22 protein-coding genes are annotated in these 20,717 nt (G+C 63.9%); 11 read left to right on the top strand and 11 right to left on the bottom strand.

The window, feature by feature from the left end:
• The first annotated feature begins 407 nt into the window (after nucleotides 1–407).
• From NKH78_RS24755 to NKH78_RS24745, 3 genes are all read left to right on the top strand, one after another.
• Nucleotides 408–1,475, top strand: a complete 1,068-nt coding sequence (locus NKH78_RS24755; protein WP_352737373.1) for a glycosyltransferase family 2 protein — start codon at nucleotides 408–410, stop codon at nucleotides 1,473–1,475.
• Nucleotides 1,476–1,629: 154 nt separating this feature from the next.
• Nucleotides 1,630–1,908: a type II toxin-antitoxin system RelE/ParE family toxin gene (locus NKH78_RS24750; RefSeq protein ID WP_352737374.1), complete on the top strand. Its 279-nt coding sequence runs from the start codon at nucleotides 1,630–1,632 to the stop codon at nucleotides 1,906–1,908.
• A 26-nt stretch (nucleotides 1,909–1,934) separates the two neighbouring features.
• Complete coding sequence (locus NKH78_RS24745) at nucleotides 1,935–2,243, top strand: HigA family addiction module antitoxin (RefSeq protein ID WP_352455430.1); 309 nt, start codon at nucleotides 1,935–1,937, stop codon at nucleotides 2,241–2,243.
• A gap of 43 nt (nucleotides 2,244–2,286) precedes the next feature.
• Here NKH78_RS24745 and NKH78_RS24740 read toward each other — a convergent pair whose 3' ends face one another.
• The 6 genes from NKH78_RS24740 to NKH78_RS24715 all read right to left on the bottom strand — a co-directional run bounded on the left by NKH78_RS24740 (nucleotide 2,287) and on the right by NKH78_RS24715 (nucleotide 7,742).
• Nucleotides 2,287–2,574, bottom strand: a complete 288-nt coding sequence (locus NKH78_RS24740; RefSeq protein ID WP_352475640.1) for a DUF982 domain-containing protein — start codon at nucleotides 2,572–2,574, stop codon at nucleotides 2,287–2,289.
• Nucleotides 2,575–2,662: 88 nt separating this feature from the next.
• The gene (locus tag NKH78_RS24735) at nucleotides 2,663–3,469 is read right to left on the bottom strand and encodes an ABC transporter permease (protein WP_352685248.1); all 807 of its coding nucleotides are present in this window, start codon (nucleotides 3,467–3,469) and stop codon (nucleotides 2,663–2,665) included.
• A gap of 4 nt (nucleotides 3,470–3,473) precedes the next feature.
• Nucleotides 3,474–4,307 carry an ABC transporter permease gene (locus NKH78_RS24730; RefSeq protein ID WP_352473751.1) on the bottom strand — a complete coding sequence of 278 codons (834 nt, stop codon included), beginning with the start codon at nucleotides 4,305–4,307 and terminating at the stop codon, nucleotides 3,474–3,476.
• A gap of 17 nt (nucleotides 4,308–4,324) precedes the next feature.
• Nucleotides 4,325–5,440 (bottom strand): ABC transporter substrate-binding protein, encoded by a 1,116-nt coding sequence (locus tag NKH78_RS24725; protein ID WP_352884538.1) that lies wholly within the window; start codon nucleotides 5,438–5,440, stop codon nucleotides 4,325–4,327.
• 67 nt (nucleotides 5,441–5,507) lie between these two features.
• On the bottom strand, nucleotides 5,508–6,602 hold the full coding sequence (locus NKH78_RS24720) for an ABC transporter ATP-binding protein (protein WP_352884537.1): 1,095 nt from the start codon (nucleotides 6,600–6,602) through the stop codon (nucleotides 5,508–5,510).
• A 252-nt stretch (nucleotides 6,603–6,854) separates the two neighbouring features.
• Nucleotides 6,855–7,742 (bottom strand): LysR substrate-binding domain-containing protein, encoded by an 888-nt coding sequence (locus tag NKH78_RS24715; protein WP_352617243.1) that lies wholly within the window; start codon nucleotides 7,740–7,742, stop codon nucleotides 6,855–6,857.
• 75 nt (nucleotides 7,743–7,817) lie between these two features.
• On the opposite strand from NKH78_RS24715, the gene NKH78_RS24710 reads away from it, so the two are divergent.
• Both NKH78_RS24710 and NKH78_RS24705 read left to right on the top strand, forming a co-directional pair.
• Nucleotides 7,818–9,410, top strand: a complete 1,593-nt coding sequence (locus tag NKH78_RS24710) for a zinc-binding metallopeptidase family protein (RefSeq protein ID WP_352884554.1) — start codon at nucleotides 7,818–7,820, stop codon at nucleotides 9,408–9,410.
• A gap of 33 nt (nucleotides 9,411–9,443) precedes the next feature.
• A complete protein-coding gene (locus NKH78_RS24705) occupies nucleotides 9,444–10,376 on the top strand; it encodes a dimethylarginine dimethylaminohydrolase family protein (protein ID WP_352884536.1) in 933 nt (310 codons plus the stop codon).
• Between the two features lie 80 nt (nucleotides 10,377–10,456).
• Here NKH78_RS24705 and NKH78_RS24700 read toward each other — a convergent pair whose 3' ends face one another.
• Nucleotides 10,457–11,464 (bottom strand): ornithine cyclodeaminase family protein, encoded by a 1,008-nt coding sequence (locus NKH78_RS24700; RefSeq protein WP_352884535.1) that lies wholly within the window; start codon nucleotides 11,462–11,464, stop codon nucleotides 10,457–10,459.
• 155 nt (nucleotides 11,465–11,619) lie between these two features.
• On the opposite strand from NKH78_RS24700, the gene NKH78_RS24695 reads away from it, so the two are divergent.
• Complete coding sequence (locus NKH78_RS24695; protein ID WP_352884534.1) at nucleotides 11,620–12,081, top strand: Lrp/AsnC family transcriptional regulator; 462 nt, start codon at nucleotides 11,620–11,622, stop codon at nucleotides 12,079–12,081.
• A 69-nt stretch (nucleotides 12,082–12,150) separates the two neighbouring features.
• On the opposite strand, the gene NKH78_RS24690 is transcribed toward NKH78_RS24695, so the two are convergent.
• Nucleotides 12,151–12,534 carry a YybH family protein gene (locus NKH78_RS24690; protein ID WP_023677276.1) on the bottom strand — a complete coding sequence of 128 codons (384 nt, stop codon included), beginning with the start codon at nucleotides 12,532–12,534 and terminating at the stop codon, nucleotides 12,151–12,153.
• A gap of 152 nt (nucleotides 12,535–12,686) precedes the next feature.
• Complete coding sequence (locus NKH78_RS24685; RefSeq protein ID WP_352884533.1) at nucleotides 12,687–13,436, bottom strand: SDR family NAD(P)-dependent oxidoreductase; 750 nt, start codon at nucleotides 13,434–13,436, stop codon at nucleotides 12,687–12,689.
• Between the two features lie 97 nt (nucleotides 13,437–13,533).
• Here NKH78_RS24685 and NKH78_RS24680 point away from each other — a divergent pair, with 97 nt between their 5' ends.
• Nucleotides 13,534–14,427, top strand: coding sequence for a LysR family transcriptional regulator (locus NKH78_RS24680; RefSeq protein WP_352884532.1), 894 nt, complete (start codon nucleotides 13,534–13,536; stop codon nucleotides 14,425–14,427).
• A gap of 91 nt (nucleotides 14,428–14,518) precedes the next feature.
• Here NKH78_RS24680 and NKH78_RS24675 read toward each other — a convergent pair whose 3' ends face one another.
• A complete protein-coding gene (locus NKH78_RS24675; protein ID WP_352884531.1) occupies nucleotides 14,519–14,938 on the bottom strand; it encodes a VOC family protein in 420 nt (139 codons plus the stop codon).
• Nucleotides 14,939–15,155: 217 nt separating this feature from the next.
• On the opposite strand from NKH78_RS24675, the gene NKH78_RS24670 reads away from it, so the two are divergent.
• The gene (locus tag NKH78_RS24670; protein ID WP_352743691.1) at nucleotides 15,156–16,358 is read left to right on the top strand and encodes an MFS transporter; all 1,203 of its coding nucleotides are present in this window, start codon (nucleotides 15,156–15,158) and stop codon (nucleotides 16,356–16,358) included.
• A gap of 88 nt (nucleotides 16,359–16,446) precedes the next feature.
• Here NKH78_RS24670 and NKH78_RS24665 read toward each other — a convergent pair whose 3' ends face one another.
• Nucleotides 16,447–17,349: a sigma-70 family RNA polymerase sigma factor gene (locus tag NKH78_RS24665; RefSeq protein WP_352737381.1), complete on the bottom strand. Its 903-nt coding sequence runs from the start codon at nucleotides 17,347–17,349 to the stop codon at nucleotides 16,447–16,449.
• 18 nt (nucleotides 17,350–17,367) lie between these two features.
• Between NKH78_RS24665 and NKH78_RS24660 the strand changes: the two genes are divergently transcribed.
• The 3 genes from NKH78_RS24660 (at nucleotide 17,368) to NKH78_RS24650 (ending at nucleotide 20,715) form a co-directional block, all read left to right on the top strand.
• Nucleotides 17,368–18,960, top strand: a complete 1,593-nt coding sequence (locus NKH78_RS24660) for an MFS transporter (RefSeq protein ID WP_352884529.1) — start codon at nucleotides 17,368–17,370, stop codon at nucleotides 18,958–18,960.
• A 226-nt stretch (nucleotides 18,961–19,186) separates the two neighbouring features.
• Nucleotides 19,187–19,522 carry a hypothetical protein gene (locus NKH78_RS24655; protein ID WP_352690348.1) on the top strand — a complete coding sequence of 112 codons (336 nt, stop codon included), beginning with the start codon at nucleotides 19,187–19,189 and terminating at the stop codon, nucleotides 19,520–19,522.
• Entirely contained in the window at nucleotides 19,522–20,715 is a 1,194-nt protein-coding gene (locus NKH78_RS24650) for an acyltransferase family protein (protein WP_352737382.1), read from the top strand. The genes NKH78_RS24655 and NKH78_RS24650 overlap by 1 nt, the downstream gene beginning before the upstream one ends.
• Nucleotides 20,716–20,717 lie beyond the last annotated feature (2 nt).

The raw sequence follows: 20,717 nt of genomic DNA, 5'->3' as shown, positions 1-20,717 counted from the left end.
GACGGTCGCGGCATGCCGCCTTGAAACGCAACCTGAAGTGGCCCTGTTTTCGACGCGGGGCTTGTTCCAGCCGCATTTGCAGGCCACTATCCGCCATGCCTTCAGGGCACCGTCCGCTTCGCTCCCCGACCTGATCGCGAGGCGAGACATTTCCGTCGGGCTCGGTTGCGACATCACCTTGGCCGAACGTCGGAGCTTTTGCTGCCGCCGATCGTGACATGGCAGCAGCCCTCGAAGGCAATGGCGGCCTCAGTACGAAGTCGCAATGCGAAACGTGACCCGTCTCCTGTTGGAAGGCGCAAGCTTTTCCCAGGGAACTCGTTGCGCGCCAAGAGGGGCGCTTGAAGAGGGGGCAGGCCCATGAGCGGGCTTTTGCCGAACCAAAGCAAGATGCGAGGTCAAACGCGATGCAGTCTGTCCAAAACCGGCTTCCGGTATCCATCATCATCCCGAACTACAACTATGCGCGGTTCCTCAAACGCAGCATCGACAGCGCTCTCGAGCAGGACTACGCGGATGTCGAGGTCATCGTCGTCGACGATGCATCGCAGGACAATTCCACCACAATCATGGAATCGTATCACGACGAGATCCTCGCATGCCCGCGAGCGCAAAATGGCGGACATGCGGCGGCATTCAATACCGGCTTCGCTGCGAGCTCGGGCAAGATCGTCCTGTTCCTCGATGCCGACGATTATCTCTATCCGACCGCCGTCTCCACCATCGTCGAGACCTGGGACGAGGCAACCGCTCAGGTCCAGTCCAGACTGCACATCGTCGACGAGGGGCAACGCATCAAGGATGTCTTTCCGCCCCCCGAACTGCCTTTCGACAGCGGCGACGTCATGCCGAAACTGCTGCACAAAGGCCGTTACCAGACCACCGTGACCAGTGGGCTGGCCTTCGACCGTGCAACCCTGGAATCGATCATGCCGATCCCGGAGCCGGAGTTCCGCCAGGGCGCCGATGGCTATCTGGCAACGCTGGCACCGATGTACGGGCATGTCCAATCGATCGACGAATGCCTCGGCGCCTACCGGATCCACGGCGCCAACCATTCGGTCTTCGGTGAAAAACTCGCCGAGCGGGCACGCTGGCGGGTAACCCACGATTTCCGCCGCATGCAGGCGCTGTCGGACCAGGCCTCCGGGATCGGCCTGACCATCGTGCCGTCGGATGCTGTCCGCCACGATCCGATCCATCTGGAAGAGCGGCTGGCATCGCTTTGCGCGGATAGAGACCGACACCCCGTGGCCGACGATTCCCGGCTGGCGCTCGGGGCGGCCGGCGCCGTCGCCAGCCTCGAGATGACGGCATCGCTGCGGCGGCGCGCCATCCTCGCCGCCTGGTTCCTGTCGGTCGGGGTGCTGCCGCGGAAAATGGCGACGGCAGTCCTGTCGTGGAAGCTTGACGCGTCGTCCAGACCGGCATTTTTGAGCCGCCTGTCCAAGAGAATCCGCCAGGCGATGGGTTAGCGGATAATGCCGTGACATAGGTCCGCCAGGTATTCGGCTGGCCCGGCCCAGCGTCCAGCGGACGCAGTTATAGCCTCCGATGGGCCCGGGACCATTCTGTAAATCATTTGCTTACACCTGCTTGACCCCCGTAAGCAACATGCTTACCTGTTGCATGATCAAGTCGTTCAAGCACAAGGCGCTGGCGGACCTCTTTCAAACCGGAAAGACCGGAAAGATCGACGCCAAGATGCATAAGCGCATCCTTGTCCGGCTTGACCGTTTGGAAGTCTCGGAAAGGCCTGACGACATGGACCTGCCCGGCTTCGACTTCCACGCTTTGAAGGGCTTCAGCCCGACCCGCTACACGGTGCATGTCAACGGGCCGTGGTGCATCACATTCGAATTCGACGCCAATGATGCTGCCCGCGTCGATTTCGAACAGTACCATTGAGACGGCTTAGATTGGAGAAATCGATTATGAGCGTGTATGAGCCGATGCGTCCGATGGAGCGCTGCCCATCCCACCCCGGGGCGTTGCTCGACGACATTATCCCGGCAACCGGCAAGACCAAGGTGGAAATCGCCAATCTGCTCGGAATCTCGCGCCAGCAGCTTTACGACATCATCCGCGAAAAGAAGCCGGTGTCGCCGGCTGTTGCGGCGCGCCTTGGAAAGATGTTCGGCGACGGCGCCGCGATCTGGCTCAGGATGCAGGCCGCTTACGATGCGTGGCACGCGGAGCGCGAGGTCGACGTCAGCGCCATTCCCAGGCTCCATGCTGCCTGAGATGCAATAGATCGGCCGAACCACCGAGGCTCTCATAAATCGATCACGGTCCCGCCTGCCTGGACCGGTCCTGCGGTTCGACGGCTCGCTCGACCAGGACATGCGCCTCCCGCGCGGCCTCGATGAACGCGTCCCTGGCGGCTTCGGTCCAGCGATCGTCGCTCATGGCGCGGCGGCATGTGCGCAGTGCCAAGCCGTGTTTGGCGCTGCCGGCGTCGCGCCAGTGGGCTTCCAGCAATTCGACAGCCTGACGTGCGTTGGAAATGTTGCGGATATCTCCCACGATGCCGACCGCAACCGCAACCGGCTTGGAAAACCATCCTTGGTTCATGGCGAAGCCTTCGACGTGTTGAACTACCTATAACGAAAATCGTAGCGCAAGGTTTCATTTGCGCCAGTCACCACGGCGTGAGGCGCGTCTACTGCGCCGCGCGCAGCCTGACCACGACGCTGCGCGCCACAAGCACCAGCACGGTGATGACGATCAGGATCACCGAGAGCGCTGCGATCGCCGGGTCGATGTTGTCGCGCAGGCCCATCCACATTAGCCGCGGCAGCGTGATGGCGTTGACCGAGGTGATGAACAGGGTGACGCCGATCTCTTCCCAGGACAGCACGAAGGAGAGCAGTGCTGCGGTGACGATGCCGAACTTGATGTTGGGCATGATGATGCGGGTCGCGCGCTCCCATACGGTCGCGCCGAGGCCGCGGGCGGCGAGGTCGATGCGGCGGTCGAGCTGGCTGAGCGACACCAGGATCAGCACCGTGGCGAAGGGCACCGTCATCACCGCATGCGCCATGACGACACCCAGCCAGGTGTCGTAGCCGAAGAACGACGAGAACCCGGAGATCGACGTCAGCAGGAAGTAGAGCGTGATTGCCGAGACCACCGGCGGCACCACCATCGGCAGCAGCACGAAACCGACCAATGCTGCCGTGAAGCGCGGCTGGAACATCCAGATGCCGAGGCTGAAGCAGAGCGCCAGCACGGTGGAAAAGGCGCTGCTGACGATGCCGATCCTGATCGAGAGCAGGATCGAATTGATCCAGCGCGGATCCTCGATCAGCGCCCGGTAATGGCGCAGCGACAATTCGCCCGACGGCATCGCCAGCATGCGGCTCGGCGTCAGCGATACCGGGATGACGGCGAGCAGCGGCAGCAGCAGGAACAGCGCGACGAGGGCGGCGAGGACCAGCGAGACGGGACCGGGGCGGTAGGTCGGCATCACGCTACACCAGTTGCTTGGGTCTGATATAGCGGAACAGCAGCGCCATCAGCGCGCCGACAAACAGCACCAGCACGACACTGATTGCGGCGCCCAGGCCCCAGTCCGGGCTCTGGAAGATGCGAAGGTAGATCAGCTCGGCGATCATCACGCTGCGGCCGCCGCCGAGGATCGCCGGCGTGACGAAGAAGCCGAGCGAGAAGACGAAGACGATCAGCGCCGAGCCGATGATGCCGGAGCTGGTCATCGGCACGAATACCGACCAAAAGGTGCGCATACGGCTGGAGCCGAGGCCGCGCGCCGCCAGCAGCACACGGTCGTCGAGGCTGCGCATCGATGAGGCCAGCGGAAACACGGCGAAGGGAATGAGGAAATGCGTCATGCCGACGATAACGCCGAACTCGTTGCGCACCAGCGCCAGCGGCTCTGAGATGAAGCCGACCGCCTGCAGCCAGGTGTTGATCAGGCCGCGATTGGACAAAAGCGCCACCCAGCCGAAGGCGCGCGTCAGCACCGAGATCCAGAACGGCACCAGGATGCAGAACTCGGCCACGACGCGCTGCACCGGCGTGCCGCGTACCCAGACAACGGTGATGGCGTAGGCGGCGACAACCGAAACGATCGTCACGATCGCGGCGATACGCAGCGTGCGGATGAAGACCGACTGCACCAACTGATCCGTGAGCAGCGCATTGTACTGCCCCAGCCCCGGCGTGGGCAGGGTGAAGCTCCATTTAACCACGCCAAGGAATGGCCAGGCATAGGCCAGCACAAGAAAGAGGAGCAGCGGCGCCATCAACAGCGCCGCGCCCATCCTGTCGGAGAGGTATGCTCTCATCCGGTTATCCCGGCTTGTCAGGCGGAGATGATCTTCGTGTATTCGTCGAGTGCCGCCCCGTAGTTCTTGGCGTACCAATCCATGTCGAGCGGGATCTGCTTCTTCATGTTCTCGGGATCGACGGGATTGATGCGCCTCTTGTCGGCGGGTATCAGCGCATCGGTGGCCGGGTTGGCCGGACCCTGACCGAGCTTTTCGAACATGATGAGTTCCTTCTCCGGGTCCTGGGTGCTGGCGATGAACTTCATCGCCGCGTCCTTGCCGCCGGGATTGCCCTTGAGCACGGCGAGCGCGCCGGGCGAGATCAGGCCCTGGTCCCAGATGAACTTGATCTTGCCGCCGGAATCCTGCTCGATGAGCGAAGCGCGGGTCGACCAGACGATCGCCATCGAGGCCTCGCCATTGAGCAGCACGCTCTGGCTTTCGGCGCCGCCACCCCAATAGGCGACGACGTTTTCCTTGAAGGCGGCGATCTTGTCATGCGCGCGCTTGAGGTCGAGCGGGTAGAGCGATGCCGGCGCGATGCCGTCGGCGAGCAGTGCCGCTTCCCAGCTCGACACGCCCCATTTGTAGAGCGAGCGCTTGCCGGGGAATTTTGCCACGTCGAAGAAGTCGGCCATGCCGGTTGGTGCCTGGCTGCCGTATTTCTCGGCATCATAGGCGATGACATAGGAGAAGAAATAGGTAGAGGCGGCGTATTCCCAGCCGAAGCCCGGCCGCATCTTCTTCTTGTCGACGACCGCATAATCGATCGGCTCGAGCATGCCTTGGGCGCCGAGCGTGATGGCCGAGAACGGATCGACGTCGACCAGGTCCCAGGTCGGCGCGCCGCTCTTGAACTGCGCCGCGATCGCGCCTTCGGTCGGGCCGGAGCCGTCCATCTTAACGACAATGCCGGTTTCCTTGGTGAAGGCCTGACCGTAAGCCGCATCGTAGGCGGTGATGGCGTCGCCGCCCCAGTTGACGAGCACCAGTTCCTTCGCCGCGGCAAAGGCGCCGGTCGAGCGCAGCAGCATCGGCGTGCCGGCCAGCACCAGTGCGGCCAGCTGCGTGAACTGCCGGCGCGAGATCTCGCCGTGCACTGCCCTGGCGGATAGCGCCTCGATGGAATTTTTCTTGGTTTGGTTTGTCATGTCAGTTCCCCTTTTTTGTCGTTGGTATTTCCTGAATGTCAGCTTGGCGAATTCGCCACGCCGATCGTCATTGCTCTCTATCCGGAAGGAGGAAGCCTTTCTCCGCGGGCCAGGTCAGCCAGACGGAATTGCCCTTGCTGAGGGCAGAGGCGGCGACCTCGTTCGGCACCGAGACCGTCACCTTGGCGCCTTGGCGCGTCGTCAGATCGAGCCGCGTTGCAGCGCCGAGATAGGTCGAGGCGACGGCAGTCGCGGCAATGCCGTTCTCGCCTGCCGCGGCTTCGCGGGCGATCGACATGTATTCCGGCCGGATCGCCAGGATGGCATCGCCACGGACCTTCTCGGCCCTGCAGCGCATGCTGATCGCGCGGTCTTCGCAGAGGCCCGTCGAGCCATTGTCGGCCGGGCGCACGCCCTTCAGCGGCAGCATGTTGATCTCGCCCAGGAACTCGGCGACGAAGCGGTTGTCCGGCCGGTCGTAGACCTCGTCCGGCGCGCCGACCTGCAGCAATTTGCCATGGTTGAAGATGGCGACGCGAGATGACAACGCCAGCGCCTCGCTCTGGTCATGGGTGACGAAGACGAAGGTGGTGCCGGTCTCCTGGTGCAACCGCTTCATCTCGGCCTGCATCTGGCCGCGCAGGCCCTTGTCGAGTGCCGAAAACGGCTCATCGAGCAAAAGTACGCCCGGCTCGAACACCAGCGCCCGCGCCAGCGCCACGCGTTGCTGCTGGCCGCCGGACAATTGCGACGGCAGTTTCTTCTCGTGGCCCTTGAGCCCGACGCGCTCGATCATTTCGCCGACGCGGCGTTTGATTTCGGCCGCCGGTTTCTTGCGCACCTTGAGCGGGAAGGCGATGTTGGCCTCGACGCTCATATGCGGGAACAGCGCATAGCCCTGGAAAACCATGCCGGCGGCGCGCTGCTCGGCCGGCCGCTCGGTGATGTCGACGCCGTCGCTGTAAAGGCGACCGTCGGTCGGCTGAATGAAGCCGGCAAGGATCATCAGGAAGGTGGTCTTGCCGGAACCGGAGGGGCCGAGCAAGGTGAGGAACTCGCCACGGCCGATATCGAGCGTCAGATCGTCCAGCGCACGGAACGAGCCGAAGCTCTTGCCGATCCCGATTGCCTTGATCTCTGCGGCCCGGCCGGGTTGCTGCATCCTGCCCTTTCCTTAGCGTAGGCGAAATCGTAGGCAGGGCGGCGGCTCACCGCAACCGAATAGTTTTCGCCTGATCGGCAAATTTGATTCATCTATGGTGCCAATCTCCCCCCTCGAGGGGAAGATGTCGCCGAAGGCGACAGAGGGGTCGCTTCACTTGAAGTGCCAACCTCCCCTGCAGCAGCAGGCCGAGCCCAGTTGGACCGACCCCCTCTGGCCGCTTCGCGGCCATCTCCCCCTCGAGGGGGGAGATTAACGCTGGTTCTCCGACAGCTTCGACCGCAGCCACCGCCCAAACGCCTCCAGCACCGGATGCGCCGCCTTGGCGTGCTCGGAAACCAGAAAATACGAGCGCGGTGAATTGATCGCTATGTCGAAGGGGCGGACCAGCCGGCCTTCGCTCAGTGCCCGGCCGCTGGTCAGCTCGTCGCCCATGGCGATGCCCTGGCCGGCGATCGCCGCCGAAAAGACCAGGTTCATGTCGGAAAAGAAGATGCCGCCTTCCGGGTCGGGGTTCTCGACCTTGGACAGGGCCAGCCAGCGCGCCCAGTCCTCGGTATCGCCGAGATGCAGGAGATTGGCGCGCAGCACGTCTGCCGGCTTGGAGAAGCCGCCGATCTTGTTGAGCAGGGTAGGGCTACACAACGGCGTGAACGAGATTTCGCACAGCAGCTCGACCGCGCGGTTCGGCCAGTTGCCGACGCCGAAGGCGATGAAGGCGTCGGCCTCGGCGTTGCTGACATCATCGAGACGGCGCGGCGTCAGGATGCGCAGTGCGACATCGGGGTACATCTGCCGGAACTCGCCGATATGGGTGCACAGGAACAGCGAGGCGAAACCCGGCGTGCAACTGACACTGAATGAGCCGCCTATGCCGGTGCCGGCATGGCGTGTCACCGCGTCGCCCAGCACTGTCAGCGCCTTGCGCACGTCGCTGGCATAGCGCTGACCGCGCGGCGTCAGTGCCACGCCCTTGCCGATGCGCTCGAGCAGGTCGAAGCCGAGATCGCGTTCGAGCAGGCGAAGCTGATGGCTGACGGCACTGCGGGTCAGATGCAGTTCGTCGGCGGCGCGCCAGACGCTGCCGTGGCGGGCAAAACTGTCGAGGGCGCGCAGCGCCTGCGTCGAGGGAATTCTCAAGAGGTGAACCGAATTTGCATGAGCCGGGAAAACATATCACTTTTTGGCGGGGCGCTTCACTGCTTTCTTTCCGCCATGGAGAAACCGGTGACCTCCGCGCAAGCGACCGCACTTGCCTGTCTGGACGACATCCAGCCGTCGCTGTCGGCGTGGACGCGGACGATCTTCGATTTCGGCGAGACCGCCTGGCGCGAATACCAGTCGGCCGCCTGGTATGTCGAGCAGTTGAAGCACGAAGGCTTTTCGGTCGAGGAAGGATCGGGCGGCATGCCGACCGCCTTCTGCGCCCACTGGACCAACGGGCCCGGCCCGACGATCGGCATGTATGCCGAGTACGACGCGGTGCCAGGCAATTGCCAGGATGCGGCGACGGTGAAGCGACCGCGCCCGGGCCTCGGTGAACAGGCTGGCGGCCACACCGATCCGCATTCCGGCCTCGGCATTGCCAGCCTCGGCGGGCTGCTGGCGACCAAGGCGGCGATGCAGCGCCACGGCATATCAGGCACGCTGCGCTTCACCGGCGAGCCGGCGGAGAAGGTGCGCGGGTCGAAGCCGATCCATGCCGCGAAGGGCTATTACGATGGGCTAGCGGGCATGGTCTCCTTCCATCCTTTTTATATGCTGCCGCTCTGCAATACCGCGCGCTGGAATACGCATTGCGGTGCGGCCTATGCGATGATCTACCGCTTTGTGTGCGACGAGCCGGAACATTGGGCGAGGGCGGCAGGCGGCGCAGCACCCATCCCGCAGGCGCATTCGGCAGTCAGGGCGCCCGGCGCCAACGACGCGCTGATGATGATGTATATGGCGTCCAAGGCGCTGCGCGATTCCATGCTGCCGCATCAGGGCGGCTGGTCGATCAGCGAGGCGATCCTGACGGCGGGCCAGGCGACCGCCGACAATCTGCTGGCCGGGCTGGCCGAGATCCAGTACATGATCCGCGTGCCGACGCTGGCGATGGCCGAGCAGGTCACCGCCGTGCTCGACCGCAATGCGGAAGCCGCAGCCAGGATGAGCGGCTGCCGCCATGAGCGGCACTGGGTGTCGAAGTCGCGACCGGGGCTGGCCAATCACGTCATGGCCGGTATTGCCTTCGACGCGCTGGCGGCGGTCGGGCCGCCGTGCTGGGACGAGACGGCCAAGGCGATCGCCCGCGAAGTCCAGCTCAATGCCGGGGGCGAGGCGACCGAGGAACCATTCATCGACGAACTGGACCGGCTGATTGCACCACAGGCGGCCGAGGCGCTCCTGCGCCGCGACCTGCCGCCTTGGCAGCTCAATTCCACCTCTGACGATTACACCGACATGTCGTGGCATACACCGACGGCACGATTCTACGTCGCCCGGCCGGCGCTGCGATCCGAGAACGGCCACGCGTTTCCGTCCTGGGCTATGAATGCGCTGGGCGGCATTTCTGCCACCATCGACCCGATGGTCATCTGCGCCGCAAAGACGGTCGCGCTGGCAGCACTTCGCCTGTTGGAAGACGAGGCTGCGCGCGACGCGGCGATGGATGAATTCGTCACCCGCACCGGCGGCGGCATCGGCGGCTCGAACTGGATCGCGCCGCTCTGCGACTACGATCCGCCAATCGGATTTCGCTGGCCGGAATACATCACCACCCCGCGCGGACGAGATTGGTGGATACCAGGCAACCAAGCCGCATGATCAACCAAGCCGCCCTTCACGAGGAGAAACCCCATGACCGTCCATGACCGCATCGTCGCCGAGCCGTTTTCGCTGCAGCACCGCAACCCGGCCGGCGGAACCAAGCCGCTGACCGCCTGGGGCTTCGCCAACGAGACCGACGTGCTGACCGACGTGCTGCTCGGCTCGCCGAATTTCCTGCGCCATCTCTCGACCAGCTCGCTGTCGCGCAAGCATCTGCGCGAAGCGCCATGCAACGTCCAGATCGCGCAGGCGCAGCACAAGGACCTGGTCGCCGCCTATGAGCATTTCGGTGTCAACATCCACTGGCACGAGCCGACGCCGGAACTGCCGATGCAGGTCTACTCGCGCGATTCCAGCGTCATGACGCCGTACGGCGCCATCATCACCGCCATGTCGCAATGGTGGCGGCGCGGCGAGAACTACGCGGCGATCCGCACCTATGAGAGGCTCGGCATCCCGATCTACGACATGGTCACCGCCGGCACGTTCGAGGGCGGCGACTTCAACGTCATCGAGGACGGCACGGTGCTGATCGGCTGCGGCGGCGCCCGCACGCAGGAGGAGGGCGCGCGCCAGGTGCAGGCCTGGTTCGACAAGGAGGGCTGGGAGACCCGCATCGCCTTCATCGACGAATATTATGTCCATATCGACCTGATGGTGGTGCCGATCGCTGAAAAACTGACCGCTGTCTGCCTCGCCTGCACGGAGCCGGGCATCGTCGACTGGCTGAAGGGCAAGGGCCACGAAATCATCGACGTGCCGTTCCAGGATACCATGGCGCTCGGCTGCAACTTCATGTCGCTGGGCAAGGACCGGGTGATCGCGCCGACCTCGAGCCAGACGCTGATCGGTCAGCTCAAGGCGCGCGGCTTCGAGGTGGCGGCCATCGACATGAGCGAGATCTCGAAGACCGGCGGCGGCATTCACTGCATGGCGCAGGCGCTGAAGCGCGAGCCGGCCTGAGGGGCCGGCCTTTAGCCCGGCCGCTTGCGCGAAAGCGCCATTGTCAGCACCGTCGATCCCGCCTGGCTCGCGGCACGCGCCTACAGCACGATGAGCTTTCCCTTGTGCAGACGCCGGGCGCAACGATAGACGAGGTCGGCAGCGACCATGTCTTCCATCGCAATGCCCATCGCCTTGTAGGTGGTGATCTGTTGATCCGAAACGCGGCCCGGCGCGCGGTCGAGCAGCATGGCGCCAAGCTCGGTGCCGAAATCCGGGTCGAAGCCGGCAAGCTCGCAAGATCCGACCGGGGTCGGTTTGAACGCATCCTTGGTTTCGACAAAAAGACTGGATCTGCCGATGAGCTCGATCGGCATTTCACCGCCGGGCGGCGCCACCCCGACCGAGGAGACATGCGTTCCCGGCCGAACCCAGCCTGCCTCGATCACCGGCTCGTAGGAATGCGTCGCCAGGCACACCACGTCGGAACTGCGCACTGCCGCCTCAAGGTCGGCGACCGCCACCACCGACGGATGCAGCCGGGCAAGCGCTGCCGCATCGTCGAAACTCTTTGAAGCGACACGGATTTCGGCAAAGTCGCGCACCAGCGGCAACAGATGCAGGTGCTGGTTGGCCTGCACGCCGGCGCCGACCACGGTTGCTATCCTGGCGTCCCTGCGGGCAAGCGCGCGCACCGACAGCACGGCGGAGCCGGAGGTCCGCACCGCGGTTATGAAGGTGCCGTCCATGATACAGACCGGCAGGCCGGACAGCGGATCGAACAGGCTGATGGTGGCGAGGTGGCTGGGCAGGTTCTTGGCCAGGTTGCCTTCGAAGACGTTGACGATCTTGACGGTCAGGTTCATGCCCTCCATCCAGGCCGGCATGGCGAGGCTGTAGCCGGCTCCGGGGACGTCGAGCTGTGGTCGGGGTGGATTGACGACCTTGCCTTGTGACAGCGCCTTGAAGCCGTCTTCCAGAACATCGAGAAGCTGACTGAGGTCGATGCATTCCATCACGTCGGTTTCGCTCAGCACCAGGATCTCGGTCGCTCCCTTGCTGATTTCTGCCGCACTCTTGCCGGCTGGGCTGAACGCTTCCTTGGTCATCCTGCACTCCTGTGTTCGAAATCGGCTCACCACGTTTGCTTTCAGCGGTGAGGGAAGCGCAGGCTATTGCGAGGTTTTATGTTATGAAATACGTTGATTTCGGCGTCTCTGCGTGAAATCAACACGCAAATCCCTTAGATAGAGTGGATTGTGAAATGAGCGACCTCGACCAGATAGACCGCAGCCTGCTCCGGTTGCTGCAGGAAGACGGCCGTCGGACGACGCTTGATCTTGCCGGGCGCGTCGGGTTGTCGCCGACCGGAACCAGCCAGCGGGTGAAGCGCCTGTTCCGCGACGGCTTTATCACCGCGGTCAGGGCCGTGCTCGATCCGCGCAAGATCGGCCGGGGAACGCTGGTGTTCATCGAGGTCCGGCTTGACCACACGGCGCCGCACGTCTTTGACCGCTTTGCCGAAGCCGTGGCGAAAGCTCCGGAGGTTCTGGAGTGCCATATGGTGGTTGGCGGTTTCGATTATCTGGTCAAGGCGCGGATCGCCGATATGGCGGTGTTCCAGGATTTCCTGCAGCGGGTCATCCTGCCGCTGCCCGGCGTGCGCGAAACGCACACGTTCGCCTCCATCGCCGATGTCAAGTCGAACGCCCTCTTGCCGGTGTGATCAGGTGGAGGGAATCAGAGCGACCTGCATCGCATCTTCGCCCAGGTGCAGAGATGCCGGAGACCGGCTCTAGCCTTGCTGGGTCAGCAGGTTTGCGTCGCGTGCGAGCCGCCACTCACCATCCGCCTCCTTGCGCAGGAGCGTCAGCGCATATCCCGATCGATGGACCGGCTCGCCATTCGGCGGGGTCGCGGTCATATTGATGCGGCTGCGGATGAAGGCCCAATTGCCGAGAAGCTGTAGTTCCACGATATCGCTCGTGCCGTCGATATGAACGCCGGCCGTCTCCCGCGCGGCTGCCGCGAAGATCTCCTTGTCGAAGGGTTCCCGGCCGGGAACCATGAAGATTGCGTCGTCCGTCATCAAGCTGAGGACGGTCGCGATGTCTCCACGCTTGCTCGCATCCATCCACGTCTCGACCAGCTTTCGGATTGCTTTTTCGTCGCCCGTCATTCGTTACCTCCCTGGCATCTCGCCGTCATCGATGGCGCACGGCGCTCCTCCCTCGCTGCTACATAGGGCTTAGATCGCTCTCGTCATCGATTGCAGTGCGTCGCGCCGCGGGTAGCACGGTCAGCGAGCCGGCAGGTTCGCGCCCTCCATGCCTATCGCCAGCCACCGGAGGCGGTGATGCGCTCGCCGGTCAGCCAGGACGCTTCGTCGGAGGCGAGGAACACCGCGACGCGGGCGACATCGTCGGGCAGGCCGAAGCGACCGAGCGGCGTCATGGCTATAATCTGCTTCTCGAATTCGCTGCCGACGATGCCGATGCGCGCGAGGCCCTCGGTATCGATGCCGCCGGGCGCGATGGCGTTGACGCGGATGTTGCGTGCGCCGAGCTCCCGCGACATCGACAGCGTGATCGTGTCCACCGCGCCCTTGGTGGCGGCGTAGACGAGCGAGTTCGGCTGCGGATTGCGGCTGGCGACCGAGCTTATGTTGATGATGCTGCCGCCGCCCGCGCCAAAATGCTTCACTGCTGCTTGCGTGGTCAGAATGATGCCCAACACATTGGTGTCGAACTCGCGGTGAAACTCGGCCTCGGTAACCGCTTCCAGCGGCTCGAATGCGAAGACTCCGGCATTGTTGACCAGTATGTCGAGCCCGCCAAACTCCAATTTCGCCGCCTCGAACAGGCGGCGCACATCAGCCGCTTGCGACACGTCGCCCTGGACGGCGACGGCGCGGCCGCCACGGTCCTCGATCTCGGCGACAACGCGGTCGGCGCCTTCCCGTGACGAGGCGTAGTTGACGACCACTGCGGCGCCGGCCGTGGCAAGACTCTTGGCGATGGCTGCGCCGATACCCTTGGAGGCGCCGGTGACGATGGCGACCTTGCCGTTCAGCTTGCTCATCAAATCTCTCCTTTGTTGACGATGAGCGGTATTTAATCATGATCGAAACGCGTATTATGGTGCCCACAATCCGTTCTTTCGTGCCTGGAATTCCGGAATGACCACCATCCTCGAAAAGACCGCCGGTCTCGTCGCCTTCGTCCGCACGGTCGATGCCGGCTCGTTCCATGCCGCCAGCCGGCTGGTCGGCTCCAGCCCGTCGGCGGTGTCGAAAAGCGTGGCGCGGCTCGAGCGCCGGCTCGGCGTCAAGCTGATCCAGCGCTCGACGCGTCGGCTCGGGCTCACCAGCGAAGGCCTCGCCTACTACGAGCGGGTTGCGCCGCTGCTAAGAGCGCTGGACGATGCCGAAGACATCGTCCAGATGGCCGATACGGCGCGCGGCCTGCTGCGTGTTACAGCGCCGGTCGAGCTTGGGCGTGGCCTGATTGCGGCATGGGCGCAAGCGTTCCTTGCGCAGCACGGCGCAGTCAAACTGGAGCTCAGCGTCACCGACCGTCACGCCGATCTGATCCGCGAAGGCTATGACGTTGCGGTGCGCATGGGGCCGCTCTCAGACACCGGGCTCGTCGCGCGCAAGATCGCCAATCTGCCGATCATGCTGGTGGCCTCACCGGCCTATGTCGAGCGGCGCGGCCGTCCGGCATCGGTCGAGGATTTACGGGACCATGAATTCGTCCGCCACCAGATGGCTGGCCGGCCTTATCCGGTCACATTTGCCGACGGTACGATGATCGTGCCGGATGGGCGGCTCGATACCGACGACGGCGGCGCCATCCGCAATGCGGCACTTGCCGGCGCCGGCATCGCGCATCTGATGCGGTTTGCGGTGCAGGACGATCTCGACACGGGTCGCCTGGTCCGCATCCTGCCCGAGGTGGCGATGCCGACCATGCCGGTGCACATTGTCCATGCGTACGGGCGACAGCTGCCCGTTCGCGCGCGGCTGTTCGTCGACTTCCTTGCGGGCCAAATGGCGGCGCTGGCGCGATAGCGCAGGGCTCCGTGGCAAAGACAGCGGCGGCTTCGAGATTACCCTGTTAGTAGCACAAGCGACCCCCCGCCTTCGTTACCTGTCCATAGAGCTAGAACGTGATCTTCACTGAATCGGCGCTGCGGTTGGCCGCGCCGTGGTGGACGGCCTCGATGTTGTTGCCGTCGGGGTCGAGCAGGAAGGCGGCGTAATAGCCGGGATGGTAGGATCGTTCGCCGGGCGCGCCATTGTCGGTGCCGCCGGCCTCAAGCCCGGCCCCGTGGAATGCGTCGACCATGGCGCGGTCATTTGCCTGGAAGGCCAGGTGATGGCGGCCGGTCAGCTTTCCCAGGGCCGCCGGGCTGTCGGGGCTGGAAATGAACAGCTCGTCGGCCCAGAAATAATCATTGCCGGCGCCACCGATCGGGATGCCGAGCACGTTGAGAACCGCCTCGTAGAAACGACGGCTGGCCGCAATATCCCTGACCACCAGCTGGAGGTGGTCGATGAGACGGCCGCGATGAAGTTCCATACCCGATAGCTCCTGATGGCCAGGCTGGAAATCTAGCTCGGGACGATGCACGGTCAATGCATTGGAGCAGTTGAGCGGCGCAATTTTCTGACTGGATAAAAAATGCAACCGGATTGTCGGATTCAAAACATGTCCAACGTCCTTCGGACGCAAGCGGCTCGGCGAAGCTCGAAAAGGTCGTGCCGTATCAACGCTTCCGGCATGGGAGAAAATTGAAATGAGCCTTCCCTATCGTTGGGTTATCGTCGCGGCTGGCGCGCTGATGACCTGTGTCGCTCTCGGGGCGATGTTCTCGCTGGCGATCTTCCTCGAACCGATGGCGCTCGACACACAATGGTCGCGCGCCGGCATATCGAGTGCGATGACGCTGAACTTCCTGGTAATGGGCCTCGGCGGCTTCGCCTGGGGCGCCATTTACGACCGCTTTGGCGCCCGCATCGTCGTCATGACCGGCGCCGTGCTGCTTGGCCTGGCGCTGGTCCTGGCCAGCCGCACCGGTTCGCTGCTCGTTTTCCAGTTGGCCTACGGCGTGCTCGTCGGCCTCGCGGCAAGCGCCTTCTTCGCGCCGATGATCGCGCTGACCTCCGCCTGGTTCGACACGAACCGCAGCCTCGCCGTCTCGCTGGTCTCGGCCGGCATGGGCGTGGCGCCAATGACCATCTCGCCCTTCGCCCGCTGGCTGATTTCGGCCTACGACTGGCGCACCGCAATGTTCGACATCGGCATAACCGCGTGGGTGCTGCTACTACCGGCCGCGCTTCTGGTGCGCCAGCCGCCCAAGCCCGCTGCCGACGGCGCTGCCCCAAGCGTTGCCGCCGAGGGTGCCGGCATGACGGTTGCGCAGGCGCTGCGCTCGCCGCAATTCATCGTGTTGGGACTGACCTTCTTTGCCTGCTGCGCGGCGCATTCCGGGCCAATCTTCCACATGGTGAGCTATGCCATGCTGTGCGGCATAGCGCCGATGGCGGCGGTCAGCATCTACAGCATCGAGGGCCTAGCAGGGCTGGGTGGCCGGCTGCTTTACGGCGTGCTTGCCGACCGGCTGGGCGTCAAGCCGGTGCTGATCACCGGGCTGGCCATACAGGCCGTGGTTATCGCCGCCTATCTGGCCGTCAGCGAGCTTGGTCAATTCTACACGCTCGCCGTCATCTTCGGCGCCACCTATGGCGGCGTCATGCCGCTCTATGCGGTGCTGGCGCGCGAATATTTTGGCCAGCGCATCCTCGGCACCGTGTTCGGTGCCGTAACCATGCTGTCCAGCCTTGGCATGGCTTTCGGCCCGCTCGCCGGCGGCATGGTGTTCGATGCCTATGCCAGCTATTCTTGGCTGTTCATCGGCTCGGCCCTTGTCGGGCTTGGTGCGATGGCGATTGCGATCGCCTTCCCGCCGCTGCCGCGCAGGGAGTTGCAACCGGCTTAAAGCAGGATCGACGAAAAAGGGCGGCCGCTTGGATGGCAAGCGGCCGCGATCCTGGCAGTGGTTGTTCGGCATTATGAAACGCGAATTGCTATGCCCGCAGAGGCACTACTTCGGCGCCATCAAGCGTGTAGCGCGCATAGCGGAAATCGCGAATTCTCGCCAATCTGTCGCCCGCCCATTCCAGCAGGATAAAGTATTTTGGCCCTCCGGCCGGGTCATCCGGATCGATCACAAGAATGGCTGGGTGCCGATCGACCTGGCCTGGAAGCAGTTGCCAATCGTGGATACCCGCGTAATTGTGGAAGTATCGGCCCACTTTCGCGCGGCCGCTCGCCCGGAGCCGGTTGACGAGGTCAAGCCGCACGTCTTCGGCCAACATGTCGCGGATCGCATCGAAGTCGCGGGCGTTGAACCGATCTACGTAGGCTGCCAGACGCGCCCGCTCGGGCTCGGTCAACACCGGCACAGGCCGATCGTCAGGCTCGCCGGCGACCTCGCGCAGGCGCAGACGGCCGCGATGCAGAGCGGCTTTCACCGCCGGAACGCTGCTGTCGATAATGTTGCCGATCTCTTCGATCGTATAGCCGAGCACATCCATGAGGATGACGCTGCTACGCTGCGCCGCGGGCAGCCGCATGAAGGTCTGCAGGCTTGCGGCTGCAGTGTGACGACCCTCGGCCGACATACCGGGGTCAGGTATCATGTCGATATCATCGACGGCATGCGCGGCATCCGCCCTGGCGCGACGGCGCAGGTGGTCGAGCGCGGCATTGTGCGCGATGCGGAACAGCCAGCCCTCGACATTGGCTATCGGCCCGCTCCCGGGGAACGCCTCGAGCGCCTTGACCGTAGCTTCCTGAACGACATCCTCGGCATCGATCACCGAACCGGTCATGCGGGCGCAGTAACGGTGCAGTTTCGGCCGCAATTCGCCGAGCAGCCGGTCAAATGGCTCCCGTCCTTCTGGCGTGCCGATTGCGGATCCGGTCATCGCACAAGCGTCGATTTCATGCGTATCTCCCAGGCAGGGCGCCCGCCATCGCGGGCAGCGTCCTATAGACGCTCGACGATGGCAAAAGGATTCGGTCGAAAAAAACTTTCTTTAGCTGGAATCCTTTGGTGGTGCCTCCGCGTCACTGGATCACGGGCCCGCGAGACTGGCGGGCCATCTGTTCAAGCCGGAGGCGTCATAATCATGAGCAAGCAAAGTGCGGGGTCAACGAAGGTCTGGGTTCTCGCCCTCACGTCGATAGGCTCCTTGATGGTCGTTCTCGATGCGATGGTCGTGGCGACCGCATTGAGCACGATGCGGGTCGAACTCGATGCCTCGCTGGAGACGCTGCAATGGACGATGAACGCCTACAATTTGAGTTTTGCCGTCCTGCTTATGACCGGGGCGGCGCTCGGTGACAGGTTCGGCCGCCGCCGCATCTTCATCGCCGGATTGGCGCTGTTCGTCGCAGCGTCGGTTGCCTGCGCGCTCGCTGGAAATGCCGGATTGCTGATTGCGGCCCGCGCGGTTCAGGGCGCGGGTGCCGCAATGGTCATGCCGCTGGCCATGGCGCTGCTGAGCGTCGCTTTTCCTCCGGAGGAACGAGGCAAGGCGCTGGGTATCTTCAGCAGCATCACCGGCCTGGCCCTGATCATCGGTCCGATGGCCGGCGGTGCGATCTCCGAAGGCCTCTCCTGGCACTGGATCTTCTGGCTCAATGTTCCGGTCGGCATCGTTCTCATCCCGCTGGTGCTGCGTCGGATTCCGGAGAGTCACGGGCCGGGCACGGCAATCGATGTCCTCGGCGTCGTCCTGGTAACTGCGGCGGCATTTGGAGTGGTCTGGGGTCTGATGCGCGGCAACATCGTGGGCTGGAGCAGCTCTGAAGTGCTGTCGGCGCTGACGGCCGGGCTGCTTCTCGCCATCGCATTCGTCCTTTGGCAGTTGCGTACCCGTGAGCCCATGCTGCCTTTGCGGTTTTTCCGGGCGCGCGCATTCTCCTCGGGCGTAGGTGCGAACTTCCTGCTCTGCGCCGCCATGTACGGCCTCGTATTCCTGTTGCCGCAGTTTCTGCAGTTTTCCCAGAGCCGTGGGCCGCTCGGCGCCGGCATGGGATTGCTGCCCTGGACCGCCACGCTTTTTGTGGTCGCACCGATCGCCGGCAGCCTGATCAACCGCGTCGGTGAGCGCTGGCTTGTGGTGGCCGGATTGATCCTGCAAGCGGCCGGAATGGCCTGGCTGGCGCAGATCGCAGCACCTGATTTGCCCTACATCCAGCTCGTCGCGCCGCTGATCATTACCGGCGCAGGCGTATCGATGGCCATGCCTGCCGCGCAGAACGCGGTGCTCAATGCGGTTGCGCGGCCGGAGGTCGGCAAGGCTGCCGGCACGTTCAACACGTTCCGCTTTCTTGGCGGCGTATCTGGGATCGCGATCGCCGGTGCGGTGTTCGCCGGGACCGGAAGCTTCGCGTCCACCGATGCGTTCAGTGATGGCTTCACCTCGGCAATCGACGTCTCCGCTCTGCTCTCGCTCGCCGGTGCGCTCGTCGGAATGGGGCTGCCGGAGCGTCGCACAGTGGCGCTCGCGAACGCGAGCAAGGAGGCGTAACCCGGAGGCGGGAAGCTTGCGCGTGAGTGGGTCCCGCGAAGCAGCCCCTCCTTCAACACGCCTTCCTATTGGCCCGGCGGATGCGAGGGTGCCGCTCGCTATGAGGTCCCACAGCTGGTCGGCGCTCAGGTGCCTGGGGGATCCATCATAGGCCACGCGTCCGAGGCTGAGGACCACGATCCTGTCGGCCAGCGCCCGCACCGTGGAGAGATCATGCGCGACGAGGATGACGCCGGTGCTGCCGGCGGCGATCGAGCGGACGAGCTTCGCGGCGGCGGCGAGCATGTTGCATCGCAGCACCCCTGCCGCCGAAATTGGTCGGCCAAGGCAGGGTGTGAAAATCGTCAAAAATGGACAATTCGGGCTGGTTCCTGCTGTTTCTTGTGCTTTATTAGTAGCGTCTCACGTTCCTGTTTCAAATGTGTCAACTTTTTGTGTTGCGTTGCACAATGGTGGCCCTATTCTGGGTGAGGGGGGCGCTACCGATTGGAAATGCGCCGTGAACGACGCCGCCATGTTGACCGATTGGCAGTTTCGCCGTCCCGCCGGCGTACGCCGCTAATGGGAAATGCGCGCGACACCCAATTGGACGCGCTGAGGGCCATCGCCGTGACGATGGTGCTGTACGCCCACTTCTTCGCGGCCGGAGGATCCTCGTTCTGGGGCCATATTGGCGTGCGCCTGTTTTTCGTGCTGAGCGGCTTTCTGATCACGCGACTGCTGCTGGAAGCCAGAGCGGCCGCCGAATTCGAAACCGGACCGGCGCTGAAATCCTTCTATATCAGGCGGGCGCTGCGGATATTCCCGCCTTATTTCGCCGTGCTGGGTTTCGTCTGGCTGGTGGACCTGGAGCAGTCCAGAGGGTCGCTGGCCTGGCATGCGCTCTATCTGTCGAACTTCTGGTACGCATCGCAGAATGAATGGACGCCCTGGCTGCTCTGCCATTTCTGGAGCCTGAGCATCGAGGAGCAGTTCTACATCGCCTGGCCGCTGATCATCCTGCTGGCGCCGCGCCGGCGCCTGGAATCGATCTGCATCGGCGTTATCGCGCTGTCGCTGGCCTATCGCTTTTATTGGCCGATCGCGGGAACGCCCAGCCTGGCGCGCGACCTGCTGCCGCCGGCGTCTATGGATGCACTGGCGTCAGGCGCGCTGCTCGCCGCCTACCGGTCAAGAGCTGCTGGCTTGCCGCAATGGCTTCGAGTTGGCTGGCCGGGGCTCGCTGCGGCGTTTTTCGTTCTGCAGTGGTTTGCGCCGACGCCTGCAAATCCGGTGCAGGAATGGGGCCTCTGGCTGCTGTTGCAGATCCTGCCTGTCGCGCCGCTGGTGGTCATCGTTGCAAGCTGTTCGAGGGGCATTGGCGGGCGCGCCGGAAAACTTCTCGAACTGCCGCCGCTGCTCGGTTTTGGCCGCATCAGCTACGGCGTCTATCTCTACCATCCCATTGTGCTGGCGCTGGTCGTCAAATCGCAGCCGTGGATCCCGCTCAACGTCTCCGAGCAAGGGCCGGGGCGGTTCCTGGTTGCGGGAACGGCAACGCTCATGCTGGCTTCGGTTTCGTGGCTGCTTTTCGAAAAGCCGCTCAACAGCCTCAAGCGCCACTTCCCCTATGTCGCTCGAAGAGGCCCAGGCGCCGCCCCGGCAGGCATCGACGTGGGCAATGCCGGATGGCTTGCGGCCGGAGCATATCTGGGCAGGCCGCTTGATGGCGCACCACGCTTGCCGCGCAAGCTGCAACAAACCGATCGGGGCTGACT

The sequence above is a fragment of the Mesorhizobium sp. M0910 genome (assembly GCF_040319465.1).
GTDB lineage: Bacteria > Pseudomonadota > Alphaproteobacteria > Rhizobiales > Rhizobiaceae > Mesorhizobium.
This window is presented reverse-complemented; position numbering and strand designations above follow the sequence as displayed.